Annotated in this window: 16 protein-coding genes; 2 read left to right on the top strand and 14 right to left on the bottom strand. The window is 37.5% G+C overall.

What is annotated here, in order from left to right; translation table 11 throughout:
- Window positions 1-71: 71 nt before the first annotated feature.
- The 4 genes from AC6IWN_RS02805 to asrA are packed head-to-tail and all read right to left on the bottom strand — an operon-like array spanning window position 72 to window position 3,335.
- Window positions 72-524 (bottom strand): ferritin family protein, encoded by a 453-nt coding sequence (locus tag AC6IWN_RS02805; protein ID WP_497990854.1) that lies wholly within the window; start codon window positions 522-524, stop codon window positions 72-74.
- A 17-nt stretch (window positions 525-541) separates the two neighbouring features.
- Window positions 542-1,519: a sulfite reductase subunit C gene (asrC, locus tag AC6IWN_RS02800; protein ID WP_497990853.1), complete on the bottom strand. Its 978-nt coding sequence runs from the start codon at window positions 1,517-1,519 to the stop codon at window positions 542-544.
- 9 nt (window positions 1,520-1,528) lie between these two features.
- A complete protein-coding gene (gene asrB, locus AC6IWN_RS02795; RefSeq protein WP_497990851.1) occupies window positions 1,529-2,320 on the bottom strand; it encodes an anaerobic sulfite reductase subunit AsrB in 792 nt (263 codons plus the stop codon).
- Window positions 2,313-3,335 carry an anaerobic sulfite reductase subunit AsrA gene (gene asrA / locus AC6IWN_RS02790; protein WP_497990849.1) on the bottom strand — a complete coding sequence of 341 codons (1,023 nt, stop codon included), beginning with the start codon at window positions 3,333-3,335 and terminating at the stop codon, window positions 2,313-2,315. The genes asrB and asrA overlap by 8 nt, the downstream gene beginning before the upstream one ends.
- A gap of 219 nt (window positions 3,336-3,554) precedes the next feature.
- Here asrA and AC6IWN_RS02785 point away from each other — a divergent pair, with 219 nt between their 5' ends.
- A complete protein-coding gene (locus AC6IWN_RS02785) occupies window positions 3,555-3,767 on the top strand; it encodes a DUF1858 domain-containing protein (RefSeq protein WP_497990847.1) in 213 nt (70 codons plus the stop codon).
- 178 nt (window positions 3,768-3,945) lie between these two features.
- Here the strand turns inward: AC6IWN_RS02785 and AC6IWN_RS02780 are convergent, their stop codons facing one another.
- From AC6IWN_RS02780 to AC6IWN_RS02750, 7 genes are all read right to left on the bottom strand, one after another.
- Window positions 3,946-4,227 (bottom strand): DUF2325 domain-containing protein, encoded by a 282-nt coding sequence (locus AC6IWN_RS02780; RefSeq protein ID WP_497990845.1) that lies wholly within the window; start codon window positions 4,225-4,227, stop codon window positions 3,946-3,948.
- A 55-nt stretch (window positions 4,228-4,282) separates the two neighbouring features.
- A complete protein-coding gene (locus AC6IWN_RS02775; RefSeq protein WP_497990844.1) occupies window positions 4,283-4,900 on the bottom strand; it encodes a DUF3793 family protein in 618 nt (205 codons plus the stop codon).
- 196 nt (window positions 4,901-5,096) lie between these two features.
- Window positions 5,097-5,687, bottom strand: coding sequence for an HD-GYP domain-containing protein (locus AC6IWN_RS02770; RefSeq protein WP_497990842.1), 591 nt, complete (start codon window positions 5,685-5,687; stop codon window positions 5,097-5,099).
- A 27-nt stretch (window positions 5,688-5,714) separates the two neighbouring features.
- A complete protein-coding gene (locus tag AC6IWN_RS02765) occupies window positions 5,715-5,852 on the bottom strand; it encodes a FeoB-associated Cys-rich membrane protein (RefSeq protein ID WP_497990841.1) in 138 nt (45 codons plus the stop codon).
- Between the two features lie 236 nt (window positions 5,853-6,088).
- The gene (gene feoB / locus AC6IWN_RS02760) at window positions 6,089-8,242 is read right to left on the bottom strand and encodes a ferrous iron transport protein B (protein WP_497990839.1); all 2,154 of its coding nucleotides are present in this window, start codon (window positions 8,240-8,242) and stop codon (window positions 6,089-6,091) included.
- A 90-nt stretch (window positions 8,243-8,332) separates the two neighbouring features.
- Window positions 8,333-8,554, bottom strand: a complete 222-nt coding sequence (locus AC6IWN_RS02755) for a FeoA family protein (protein WP_497990837.1) — start codon at window positions 8,552-8,554, stop codon at window positions 8,333-8,335.
- 28 nt (window positions 8,555-8,582) lie between these two features.
- Window positions 8,583-8,792: a FeoA family protein gene (locus AC6IWN_RS02750; RefSeq protein WP_497990835.1), complete on the bottom strand. Its 210-nt coding sequence runs from the start codon at window positions 8,790-8,792 to the stop codon at window positions 8,583-8,585.
- Window positions 8,793-9,043: 251 nt separating this feature from the next.
- On the opposite strand from AC6IWN_RS02750, the gene AC6IWN_RS02745 reads away from it, so the two are divergent.
- Window positions 9,044-9,400: a metal-dependent transcriptional regulator gene (locus AC6IWN_RS02745; RefSeq protein ID WP_497990833.1), complete on the top strand. Its 357-nt coding sequence runs from the start codon at window positions 9,044-9,046 to the stop codon at window positions 9,398-9,400.
- A gap of 72 nt (window positions 9,401-9,472) precedes the next feature.
- Here the strand turns inward: AC6IWN_RS02745 and AC6IWN_RS02740 are convergent, their stop codons facing one another.
- The 3 genes from AC6IWN_RS02740 to AC6IWN_RS02730 all read right to left on the bottom strand — a co-directional run bounded on the left by AC6IWN_RS02740 (window position 9,473) and on the right by AC6IWN_RS02730 (window position 12,108).
- Window positions 9,473-10,354, bottom strand: coding sequence for an SPL family radical SAM protein (locus tag AC6IWN_RS02740; protein ID WP_497990831.1), 882 nt, complete (start codon window positions 10,352-10,354; stop codon window positions 9,473-9,475).
- Between the two features lie 342 nt (window positions 10,355-10,696).
- On the bottom strand, window positions 10,697-11,398 hold the full coding sequence (locus AC6IWN_RS02735; protein ID WP_497990829.1) for a hypothetical protein: 702 nt from the start codon (window positions 11,396-11,398) through the stop codon (window positions 10,697-10,699).
- Window positions 11,389-12,108, bottom strand: a complete 720-nt coding sequence (locus AC6IWN_RS02730; protein WP_497990828.1) for a LytR/AlgR family response regulator transcription factor — start codon at window positions 12,106-12,108, stop codon at window positions 11,389-11,391. The genes AC6IWN_RS02735 and AC6IWN_RS02730 overlap by 10 nt, the downstream gene beginning before the upstream one ends.
- Window positions 12,109-12,135 lie beyond the last annotated feature (27 nt).

The raw sequence follows: 12,135 nt of genomic DNA, 5'->3' as shown, positions 1-12,135 counted from the left end.
TACATCAACACTTTGAGCTTAAGATTACGAAGCACCCCAACCCATAAACCCCTTCGAGTTTATGAAATCTATTAACCTTGATAGGTCAACAGATATCTTAAATGCATTCTTTCTTGGTTTAATAAGAATTCAATATCCTCATAACATCCCTCGGAGATAATCTGTTTCATTTCATTCAGAAACAGAATTGTTTCCTTCTCCAAAGTAATTGCGAAAGCATATCCCTGATCAAATGCTTCAACTTCGCCGGAGGATTTTAATAGTGACAAATTATTCTTAAGTAAGGAGTCCATATATTCTTTATACTCCTGTGTCGCAGTACTGCTTACTAAGTTAATCTTCTCTGCAAGGTATCTGCTATAAATTTCTTTGTGAGCATTTTCTTCAATTGCCAACCTCTCGAAAAGGGACTTCAAATTCGAGTTTTGGGTCAATGAAACCATCTTCGTATAATGTTGATTCCCCAAAGTCTCCAGTTCGATCAGTACATTCAGTAAGTCTTCTAATAAAAATACCTCTTGCATGCTATCCCTCCTATACCTTATTGAAATTCCTCATTATTATTGTGCCAATACCCGGACCACTGAATATTTCTAGCTATCTTCGCTTCTTTGTTCAATATAATTCCTTCCATCACTTCGTTTTTAAATACCTGATACCCAACGCGATCTACGATATAACCGATGTGCTCCTTCGGAAGGGTACGATCAATGTAGCGATCAACGAACTGATAGGTATTCTTTATAATTTGGATAATAACATCTTCTGTCGCCCATTTGATAAATGGCATTGCTAGTCGAGGATTCTTCTTACCGGTTCTGCCCATGATTACCATGTTGAAAAATTTTGTCTCACTTCTGGTCCAAGCTCCTGTCGGACATTTCAAAACACATTCTCCACATCCGATACAAAGCTTCTCATCTCTTTCCACGGTGAAATCCTTCATCGTAAGTGCGCCGGTAACTCTCTTTTTACAATTCTTTACGCAGGCATCACAGCTGATGCACTTAGAGGCATCGTATTGTGGCTGTGTTACACAGATGATACCAAAATCCTGCATATGTGCTTTGATACAATCATTCGGACATCCGGTAACCGCAATTTTAAAATGAAAATCATGCGGGAATACTGCTTTTTCAATATCTCTTGCAATTCTTGTTGTATCATTATTTGCATAAGGACATACTCTGTTGCCAATGCAGGCAGAAATATTTCTCGTACCGGCCGCCGGATATCCTTCTCCACGAATCGTCATATTCAAGCCCAAATCTTCAATCATCGGCCTGATTTTTTGGTTAATCTCCGGGATCGCATCGAAATCGATGTCCGGAATTTCAAAACCCTGTCTCGTTGTAATATGAACCGTACCATTTCCATATTCATTCGCGATGGATTCGATTAACGGAAAAAATCTAGCCTCTAAATGTCCCCCCGGCACTCGGATTCTCAAAGCTGTTTTATTTCTAACCTTAGTGATGCGGTATGCATTTTTTGCTATTACTTTTCTATTAACACTCATAAGTGCCTCCTAATCCAGTAGATTTTTTGCTTTCACATAGTTAAATACGGGCCCTTCCAGACATACGTATGTTTCATCGATTTTACAATGTCCGCATTTTCCGATACCGCAGCTCATCTTACGCTCAAAGGATACCCATATGTTCTCCTCTTGAAATCCGTTCTTAATTAACTCCAGTGTCATGAATTTCATCATAATCGGTGGTCCAACTACGATTGCCATCTTATTCTTAACATCACTAAGATCAAGGCTAGTTACATGTGTTGTGATCAGTCCGGTTTTCCCTTCCCAGCCTTCCACCGATTGATCAACCGTTAAACAGACATGACATTTTTCTTCCCACTCTGCGATTTCTTCGGGAAACAGGATGTCCTTTGGAGTTTTAAAGCCTAGCATAATTTCTAACTGCTTCACTTCTGACGGATTATTAACAAAGTATCGAATCGGGTTTTTCACCGGTGCAAGACCAGTTCCACCTGCAATAATCACTAAATCCTTACCTCTAAACTGATTCAGATCAAAGCCATTTCCGTAAGGTCCTCTCATATATAAGGAATCCCCAATCTTTAAATCGAATATTTTATCAGTCAGACGCCCCACCTTACGAATTGTCATATCCATTGAAGTGTCATCAAAATCACTGATGGATATCGGAGCTTCTCCTACACCCGGGATGGAGATCTCCATAAATTGACCACCAACTATTTTTCCTTCATAGGCAATCCTATAGGTCACATCGATATCCGTTTGCGGCTTGATATCCAGAATTTTATAAGCTTTCGGTAAATAAGGGTTATTCATCTTTTTGACCCTCCATCACTATTTCATTGAGTTTGTTGATACATTTTGAGAAGGAAATGTACTCCGGACAAATATCGTCACATCGTCCACATCCTACGCACATGTGATAGCCAAACCGTTTATAGAAATCATTAATTTTATGCATTGTCTTAAAACGCATACGATCACCATTCTTATCTCTAAAATGATGTCCGCCGGCCATATCAGTATAACCATCAACATGACAACTAGCCCATACTCTTCTGCGTTCGCCGATCTGTTGTTCCTTGTTGATTTGTATATCCTGCATGCTGTAGCAAGAACAGGAGATACAAACGGTATTACAACGTCCACATCCGATACATCTTGAGGTATACTCTTTCCACAAGTCATGATTAAAGGTTTCCTTCGTCACTAATTCAACCGGTGGAATATGAACCTTCACCTTATTCTCCTGAATAAATTGTGGTTCAAACTCTTCGCTTACTCCTGCCTTTAATTCATCCAGATCAAGAGTTTCATCCTTCACCTTCCAGAGAATTTCTTCCCCTTCTATGCGGATTGCTGCTTCATATTCATCCGTTTTGTTCGCATCCATCGATACACAAAAGCAGCTGTCAAAGCCTTTAACACATTCTATTAATACAAACTTCAAAAGCTTACGTCTTCTTAAATAATAATAATCCTGCTCCGGTCCGTTCTTTAAGAACATTGCGTCCAGACGCTTAATACCGTTAATATCACACGGTCTTAAAAACAGTAGAATCGGTTTTGTATTAATCACCGGTTCAATAATCTGATTATTGAAAAATTGAAATAATGTCTCTCTGATCGGATAGAACACTTCTTTCGGAGAATACGCTGATTTCTCTTGTAATTCCATTTCCTCTAAGGAAGTCACCGGGCCATAACAAATCAAATCCGTATCTGAAAAGGAGCCCTTACCCTTTTTACGCTGCGGTGCAAAAATCTGATAGTTCTTAGATAATTCTGTTAAATATTTGTCAAACTGCTCCAGATTAAGCCTGTAACCCATGACAGTACCTCCTCGTATTCATCTTTGTAATTATTATATCAAGCATAATTTTTACATGATGTATCCATGGCTACATTTAACCTCTGATTTATCTGGTATATTAAATGCAACGACTTTTCTTATCGTTAATAAAACAGTTTTAATACGAAGTAATTGAATTTCAATGAATCTTATATTACAATTACTATTCATATGCTACATTTTAAGGAGGTTTCTATTATGCAATTAATTACAAAAACTATGATTATCGGAGAAATCCTACAAATCAACCCGGCCTTCGTACCGATTTTACTCAATTCCGGTATGCATTGCCTCGGATGCCCATCCTCGCAGGTTGAGTCCTTAGAGGATGCATGTGCAGTACATGGCATCGACGTGGATGTTCTCGTAAATAAATTAAATGAGTATCTCTCTGTATCCGCAGCAGAGTAAGATAGCAGATAATAATAATTATTAATGCTTGCGAAAATACGTAATTTATTTATTAAAAAAGCACTTGAATTGATATCATTATTTCGGCTTGCTATAACATATACGCCGTCAAATAGATATTAATTCAAGTGCTTTCGTAAAATATAGGAATGTATCTTCACACGTATATATAGTGTAATTATCTATTAACCTTCTCCAGTATCTCATTCAAAGCAGTACCACTGCTAGAGTGACACCTTATAATCTCCGCTTTACTTCTCTCCGCTTCCACCATCGCACATCGTACCATTTTATGAGAAACTGTATTCGTAAATAATATAACGACATCCGGAGATCCGATCTGATCACTAAGGTTCGCACTCATCTGCGTGAATACCTTAGCCTTACATTTATGGTTCTTACAGATTTTCTTATACTGACAGACCATACGGTCATGTCCACCGATTATTACTATGCTCATGCTATTTCCTTTCCTAAGACCCTTTAATAATAGGATCTTCCTCTGCATTCATGGGTTAACCTGCTAGTTGCTGTAATTCCTGTTCACGATAAGTAATGATAACCTCTCGTATGCATCTTCCGTTAAAAATCATTTGTATTACATTTTTCTTTGCTCTATCAAAGTGATGAAACAAATGTATCTTCTCAGGCAAATCTTTATAAACCTTCCAGTACCCGGAATGCAGGAAGTTCTTACCTTCATTTACAATAAACCCATTCACATCCTCAATCGGATACCCTAATAGTAGTCCCATCTCATGAGGGAAATCCGCCCCTGATAGAATATAATTCTCGTATCTTTTTTGAAATTGTGCCAGTAAATGCCCAAGTTCAAAATCCTCATATCCAAGTTCATAAAAAAATGTTACGACAGCCTCGTTTGTTAGTTCCTTCTTTAATCTATCCTCTTTATATAATAACAATGTTGTTTTTATCTTCGTCTCCATAAGTAAGAAATATGAGATTCCTGTTTCCCTCAGTATCTCTTCAATCTCTTCACAGTTCTTATTCTGAACAATCAACAAATTTGATATCTTTAGCCCTGCGAACAGAGGTGCACACTGTAACGCTAATTGAGTTTCAATATTATGTAAATCCAATCGCTGTAAAAAATAAAAAGTCTCTTTACACATATCTCCTCCTAGCGAGTTAGTTTCAACTAACTCTGTATTAAAAAAATATTTCTTATTCAATAATCTTGTATTTAAAATGTTTATTATAATGCTTTATCTAAATTTCATGTCGACAGTCCTTACTGTCTTATTATACATCAGCTATGACCTTTAACAAAACCTATCCCATGGTAATTATACTTCATTTTATATCAGCTCAGATGGCCGTAACCTCATCCCAGTGCTCCAGCACATATTGTCCGATTACCGGATCATACATTTTACCTAAATTCTGTTCTATCTCATTAAAACAATAGGACAAAGTATTTGCCTTACGATAGCTACGGTTTGATGTCATAGCATCAATCGAGTCACATATTGCGATAATTCTCGCACCAACCGGTATCTCCTCCCCCTTAATATTCTGGGGATATCCTAATCCATCGAAACGTTCATGATGAAAGAGTACGATATCTTTCAATTCATTTAGGTGGGAGGACTTGCTTAAGATCTCCGCTCCTATCTGAGGATGCTTTTTCATCATCTCCCATTCCTCTCTGATAAGTTTATCTGATTTGTTTAAGACTATATCTGGGACTCCAATTTTACCGATATCATGTAAATGCGCAGCAATATGGATTTTCTCAGTATCATTACTATTCAACCCTATTAGTCGACAAACCTTCAGTGCCATATCACTGACCCTCTGAGAGTGACCCGCCGTATAGGTATCTTTCGCATCTAGTGCACTGACAATGCATTCGATTATTTCATGATAATCTATCTCATTTGTAAGAATCTGCCCCATATTTCTGTCTCCTTAGTAGTGTATTCGTTAGTGGCAATGTCCTCCACAGTCCTTGCAGGCTCCACCGCAATGCACTGAATTTCCAGCCTTCTTTTCGCGAACCATATTCTTAACAATTAAACCTACAACTCCGATTACTACAATTGCTGTAATAGCAGTACCCATGACATATCCTCCTTATCATTAAACCATTAATTTAAACAACAAAAACAATATCCATTACAAATCTTATATACTATAGCAAATATATATTTATGAAGTTCAACCGGTTTTTTCATATTCCAAGTACCGGTTGAACTCTTATATACAACAACATAATATTTATTTTAGTGCATTTTAAAACATCTACATCAATCAGTTGCCTAAAGACTTCTATAATCTTAAATAGATTGCCTTATATATTAGCTTCTCTGCTTCGCCGGTCTAAACAGAAGATATCCAAATACTACAATCAGTGCAAATGCTGCAACTGTACCCATTCCAAATGTTCCTGTTATGATTAACGTACCAATCTGGAATACACATAATGCCACACAGTATGCAAGCAATGTCTGATAACCTACCGCGAACCAGAACCATTTTGTATTATTCATTTCTCTTTTGATTGCACCCATTGCTGCAAAGCATGGTGCGCATAAGAGGTTAAATACCAGGAAGGAATACGCTGCTGACATTGTTAAGTTTCCTGCAAGACTTCCCCAGATTTCATTACCATTTTCCGCAACCTCAGCAAAACCAAAGAGAATACCGAACGTACCAACAACATTCTCCTTTGCAATCAGACCGGTTACTGCTGCCACTGAGAACTTCCAGTCACCCCAACCGAGTGGAATAAACAGCCAAGATATCGCTCCGCCAAGCTTTGCTAATATACTATGATCCAGCTCCATTGCATCCAGCATACGGAAACTTCCGTTTACCCAACCAAAACTCATTGCAAACCATAATACAATTGTGGAGAGGAGTATGATGGTTCCTGCCTTTCTAATAAAGGACCAACCTCTTTCCCACATACTACGAAGAATGTTCATAAGTGTCGGCATATGGTATGCCGGAAGCTCCATTACAAAAGTAGCGGGATCTCCTGCAAACATCTTCGTCTTCTTCAATATTATACCTGAGCAGATAATAGCCATAATTCCTACAAAATAAGCACTTGGGGCAACCCACCAAGCTCCATGAAATATCGCTCCGGCTATCAACGCAATGATTGGGAGTTTCGCTCCACATGGAATAAAGGTAGTTGTCATAATTGTCATTTTACGATCGCGGTCATTCTCAATCGTTCTGGAGGACATGATTCCTGGAACACCACAACCACTACCGATTAACATCGGTATGAAGGATTTTCCGGATAGTCCGAACTTGCGGAAGATACGATCCATAATAAATGCAACTCTTGCCATATAACCACAAGCCTCAAGGAATGCAAGAAAAGCGAATAACACAAGCATCTGAGGCACAAATCCAAGTACCGCGCCTACTCCTGCTACAATACCATCAAGAATTAAGCTTTGTAACCAATCAGCGCAACCGATTGCATTTAAGAGTGATTCAATCATAACCGGAACTCCCGGGATATGTAACGATGCAATACCGAATAGGTTCCATCCTTCGCCGAACACACCATCATTTGCCCAATCCGTTGCCCAGGTTCCAACCGTAGTGACCGATACATAGTAAACTATAATCATAACTGCAGCAAAGATAGGTAATGCCAGTATTCTGTTCGTAACAACACGGTCAATTTTATCGGATAAAGTAAGATCTTTTCTCTTGGTTCTGGTATAACAATCGTTGATAATGGAGGAAATATAAACATATCTTTCATTTGTGATGATACTTTCTGTATCGTCATCATATTTCTCTTCAAGATCATCTATGTACTGGCTCACTTCAGGAACTGTTTTCATCTGACTCTTGATCTTATCATCCTTCTCAAGAAGTTTGATCGCATAAAAACGTCTCAGTTCCTCCGGGATATCCGCACCAAGCATCTCCTTCACCGAATTGATAACGGATTCGACTCCCTCATCAAATTCATGTACCGGGACAGCTGCAAGATTATTCTTGGCAAGTGCTACTGCTTTATCCGCTGCTTCACGAATTCCGGATCCTTTTAATGCTGAGATTTCAACCACTTCACAGCCAAGCTTTTTGGAAAGCTTACTAATATGTATCTTATCTCCGGTCTTCTCCAGAATATCCATCATATTAACTGCCATGATTACCGGAATTCCAAGCTCCATTAACTGCGTAGAAAGATACAGGTTTCTCTCCAAATTCGTTCCATCCACGATATTAAGAATCGCATCCGGTCTCTCACCAATTAAATAATTTCTTGCTACAACCTCTTCTAAGGTATAGGGAGATAAAGAATAGATACCCGGTAAATCTATTACGATGACATCCTTATGCCCCTTTAATTTACCCTCTTTTTTCTCTACCGTTACTCCCGGCCAGTTACCTACGAATTGGTTTGAACCTGTGAGTGCATTAAACAAAGTTGTTTTACCACAGTTCGGATTTCCGGCAAGTGCGATTTTTATAGACATCTCAATACTCCTTTCGCCAAATGGCATTTTGTAAACGTATTATTTATCGATTGTTTCGATTAGTCTTAACTAACTGTCCTGCAAAAAAATTTATTCTACTTCTATCATCTCAGCATCTGCCTTACGAAGGGATAATTCATATCCTCTAACTGTAATTTCAATGGGGTCACCAAGTGGTGCAACTTTTCGAACAAATAATTCAACGCCCTTCGTTATACCCATATCCATAATACGTCTCTTCACCGGACCTTCTCCAGTTAATTTGACTACTTTGACCGTATGACCAATCGCGATCTCCTTTAAGGTTTTCATCAGCAATTCCTTTCTTAATACTATTTCATTAAACCATTATTTTATTTGCGATATCCTTACCAATAGCAACTCTGGAGTTCTTCACATTGACAATCAGGTTACCATTCATTTCGGAAACCACTGTTACCTCACTACCCGGCACAAAACCAAGGCTCTCCAAGAATCTTCTGGTTTCTTCTTTACCTCCGACTCTCTTCACCACATTTGACATACCTGTTTGAATCATTGACAATGGCATTTCACTCATCCTCTTTCTATTTGATAATGATTTTCATTTTCTGAAGTTAGTATAACCTAACTCACTAACTACTGTCAATCATATTTTTCATAAATTATGAAAAACCGGAAAAATACTCGATGTGAGCTTTTCCGGCTTTTTTAAATATTATTGAGTTTGATATCTGGCATTTTCTGTGTTATACTTGTGCCAGTTGACTGGAAGAAATACACCTGATAGCAATGCAAACTCTATAGATTGGAGTAAACGTTATGATGAATGAATCTGCTGAAAACTATTTAGAAACCATACTGGTACTAAGCCAAAAGCTCACTGAAGTTCGTTCTGTTGATATTGCCAACGAGATGGGCTTTAAAAAATCCAGCGTCAGTGTGGCTATGAAAAATCTTAGGGAAAAGGATTATATTGCAGTTGATGAAGGGGGCTTTATCCATCTGACAAATGCCGGTAAGGATATCGCTGAATCCATCTATGAACGACATAGTCTTCTCTCCTCCTGGCTTATAAAACTTGGTGTTCAGGAAAGTACCGCGCTTGAAGATGCCTGCAGACTGGAGCATGTGCTCAGCAAGGAGAGCTTTGAGGCAATCAAAAATCATATAAAATAAGAGATCATGATATTTTCATATATAAATTATATGCCGGCAAGCTCCTGTATAAGGATCTCGCCGGCATATTTATCAGAATCCTCCATCAAATAATTGTAGCTGTTCATAATTCTTATTCTCAGGGTATTGGTGCAGGTATGCAAATACCTCTCTCCAATCGCTCACTATTCCATGTTCCTTACAGATACGATAAAACGTATCAAACAATTCCGCTTTATTGTCACTATCTACTTCATAGGCGTATCCGTATTTGTTATGATACTTCGCTTTCATCCCAGGAAAATGCCGATCAAGTGCGTCATAGAAGTATTCTCTGTCTCCCTCACGAAGCGTCACCCCCATGTTCGGGGCAATGATTCCGTGAACTTTTGCTTTAACACAGTAATCTAGGATTCCATCCAGATTCTCCTTCGAATCATTAATAAATGGCAATAGAGGAGTAATCCACACAACCGTAGGAATCCCATTGTCCTTTAGAATCCGCAGCACCTCAAATCGTCTTCTGGTAGTGCAGACATTAGGCTCCAGGATTTTGCACAACTCTTCATCATAGGTCGTGAGTGTCATCGCCACTACACATTTTGATTTCTTATTAATGCTTTTTAGCAAATCCAGGTCACGCAAAATCAGATCGGATTTCGTCTGTATGGATAATCCAAATTCATAATGATCAATAATCTCTAGACATCTTCTTGTCAGCTCTAACGACTTTTCACAGTGCATATATGGATCGCACATCGCCCCAGTTCCGATCATACATTTCTTTCTCTTTGAACGTAATGCATTCTCCAAAAGCTGTGGTGCATTCTTCTTAACCTCAATATCCTCAAAATCATGCGTAAACCCATAGCAATTGCTACGGCTGTCACAATAGATGCATCCATGTGTGCACCCTCGGTATAGGTTCATCCCGTTACGAGGCGATAATATTCCCTTCGCTTCTACAAAATGCATATGATAAACCCCACTTTCTTTTTTGATAATATTTACATGAGCGTATAATCTTTATTTCTATTTATTGTTTCCTCGAGCCAAATCCCGACATTTTGTAATTTAAATATCCTTCTGTGCCGGTTAATTTAATTAGATTAAAAAGCAACGTATTGTTTATCAACATATCTCTCACCTTCTCACTATCTATCATATCATAATTACAGTCCATAATACGGTACTTAATTGAAATATAATGAAAAAGGCTACACAAAAATGCACCCATTGTGACATGATCATTCTAAAATAGACAAGGATCAGTTCATGCTGAGTGCATTAAAATTATTATTTACTTATTTACTAATTTCATCTTTTAGAATTACTACTTATCATAAGCTCCTGAACATATGTGCTATCATTTATCATTGTATTGTAAGTTAATAATTTTCTTATCTTCCTGTCTTCAAAGTAATGAGCATCTCTAAGTATACTGTCGGTAGCCGGAGTTCCTGTACTATCAAAGTAAAAATATAAGCCTTCTTCACTTTCTCCTACTCCCAAATTGACTTCGCGACACTCATTCCCTGCCATCTTAATCGCTGTATTTATACATTTCTTTAAAATAGGATAAAGCTCCTCTTCGTAAGGGCATTCTCCCATGATTGCCTTATAAACATTGATATTTAATACTATGCTCTCTTTTTCGGTATATTGGTATAGCTGATATACCGAATTAAGCAAACTCTCTGACTTGATTTTTCCCAACTGAGCCATACTGTTGTAATTTAATATATGTATCTTCTCAAACAAAGTGCTTTTATACCTTGATAATTCTTCTATCTCCTCAGCTTCTATAAGATTAACAACCGTCTGAAATAAATTATTATATTCATGCCTTATTTTTGAATATTCATCGATGATTTTTCCTCTTACCCGATTACATTCTTTGAGTTTACACTCTATTTTACTTAATCGATATAATCTATAAACAACAACTATAAGGAATGCAAGAATTAAAACGATAGTTAAAATAAGAATCCCAAGTTGGAGCTCTACCCTTAATTGCATAGTAATCTTAACTCCTTCTTATTTCTTTTTGAAACCATACATTCTTCACCATTTTTTAAAAATATGATATTGTTTTGATAATCAATGTGGGAAATAAATGTGGTATTTACAATATAGGATTTGTGGCATCTAAAAAATTTATCATGATCTAGCTTTTGTTCCATATTGTCCAGTGTTTCGTTTCCTTCAATTCTGCCTGTAGCAGTATGCACCACCAGAACATGTCCAAACTTTTCTAAAAATAATATTTCATCCATTGCTATGTTATATATCTCAAATCCTGACTTAAAACTTAACTTCGGAATTTTTTTATCATTTGTTTGAATATAATCGTTGATAATTGCACCAATGCATGACTCTAATATCTCCATGGACACCGGCTTAATTAAATAATCAAATATTCTTGTCTTTAAACAAGGCATCACATATTCCGGATGTGCGGATATAAATACAATATATGCAGTTGCTTCCTGACGGCGTATCATAGCTGCAACATCAATTCCGGTTATTTTATCCTTAACATCTACATCTAGCAAATATATGTTATTCCTTCCCTTATTCATGTCACTGTAGTTCAACACATCCTTAGGATTCGTTGTATTGAGCGCAACCGATGCCTCTAACTTCAGCTTCTGTACGATATACTCCAATTTTTTCATTACAAAATCATTATGTGAATGATCATCATCAAGTATTATTAAATAGTGCATATTACAAGGCCTCCACATATTTAGATT

The organism is Variimorphobacter sp. HTMS_6 (genome assembly GCF_059717775.1).
This window is presented reverse-complemented; position numbering and strand designations above follow the sequence as displayed.

What these genes read in the sequence shown, in the direction of transcription:
- AC6IWN_RS02785 (WP_497990847.1), top strand. Translation starts at nt 3,555, where the DNA reads ATGCAATTAATTACAAAAACTATGATTATCGGAGAAATCCTACAAATC.
- asrB (WP_497990851.1), bottom strand. Translation starts at nt 2,320, where the DNA reads ATGAATAACCCTTATTTACCGAAAGCTTATAAAATTCTGGATATCAAG.
- AC6IWN_RS02750 (WP_497990835.1), bottom strand. Translation starts at nt 8,792, where the DNA reads ATGCCATTGTCAATGATTCAAACAGGTATGTCAAATGTGGTGAAGAGA.
- AC6IWN_RS02780 (WP_497990845.1), bottom strand. Translation starts at nt 4,227, where the DNA reads ATGAGCATAGTAATAATCGGTGGACATGACCGTATGGTCTGTCAGTAT.
- AC6IWN_RS02755 (WP_497990837.1), bottom strand. Translation starts at nt 8,554, where the DNA reads ATGAAAACCTTAAAGGAGATCGCGATTGGTCATACGGTCAAAGTAGTC.
- AC6IWN_RS02775 (WP_497990844.1), bottom strand. Translation starts at nt 4,900, where the DNA reads ATGTGTAAAGAGACTTTTTATTTTTTACAGCGATTGGATTTACATAAT.
- AC6IWN_RS02745 (WP_497990833.1), top strand. Translation starts at nt 9,044, where the DNA reads ATGATGAATGAATCTGCTGAAAACTATTTAGAAACCATACTGGTACTA.
- feoB (WP_497990839.1), bottom strand. Translation starts at nt 8,242, where the DNA reads ATGTCTATAAAAATCGCACTTGCCGGAAATCCGAACTGTGGTAAAACA.
- asrA (WP_497990849.1), bottom strand. Translation starts at nt 3,335, where the DNA reads ATGGGTTACAGGCTTAATCTGGAGCAGTTTGACAAATATTTAACAGAA.
- AC6IWN_RS02730 (WP_497990828.1), bottom strand. Translation starts at nt 12,108, where the DNA reads ATGCACTATTTAATAATACTTGATGATGATCATTCACATAATGATTTT.
- AC6IWN_RS02805 (WP_497990854.1), bottom strand. Translation starts at nt 524, where the DNA reads ATGCAAGAGGTATTTTTATTAGAAGACTTACTGAATGTACTGATCGAA.
- AC6IWN_RS02765 (WP_497990841.1), bottom strand. Translation starts at nt 5,852, where the DNA reads ATGGGTACTGCTATTACAGCAATTGTAGTAATCGGAGTTGTAGGTTTA.
- AC6IWN_RS02770 (WP_497990842.1), bottom strand. Translation starts at nt 5,687, where the DNA reads ATGGGGCAGATTCTTACAAATGAGATAGATTATCATGAAATAATCGAA.
- AC6IWN_RS02740 (WP_497990831.1), bottom strand. Translation starts at nt 10,354, where the DNA reads ATGCATTTTGTAGAAGCGAAGGGAATATTATCGCCTCGTAACGGGATG.
- asrC (WP_497990853.1), bottom strand. Translation starts at nt 1,519, where the DNA reads ATGAGTGTTAATAGAAAAGTAATAGCAAAAAATGCATACCGCATCACT.
- AC6IWN_RS02735 (WP_497990829.1), bottom strand. Translation starts at nt 11,398, where the DNA reads ATGCAATTAAGGGTAGAGCTCCAACTTGGGATTCTTATTTTAACTATC.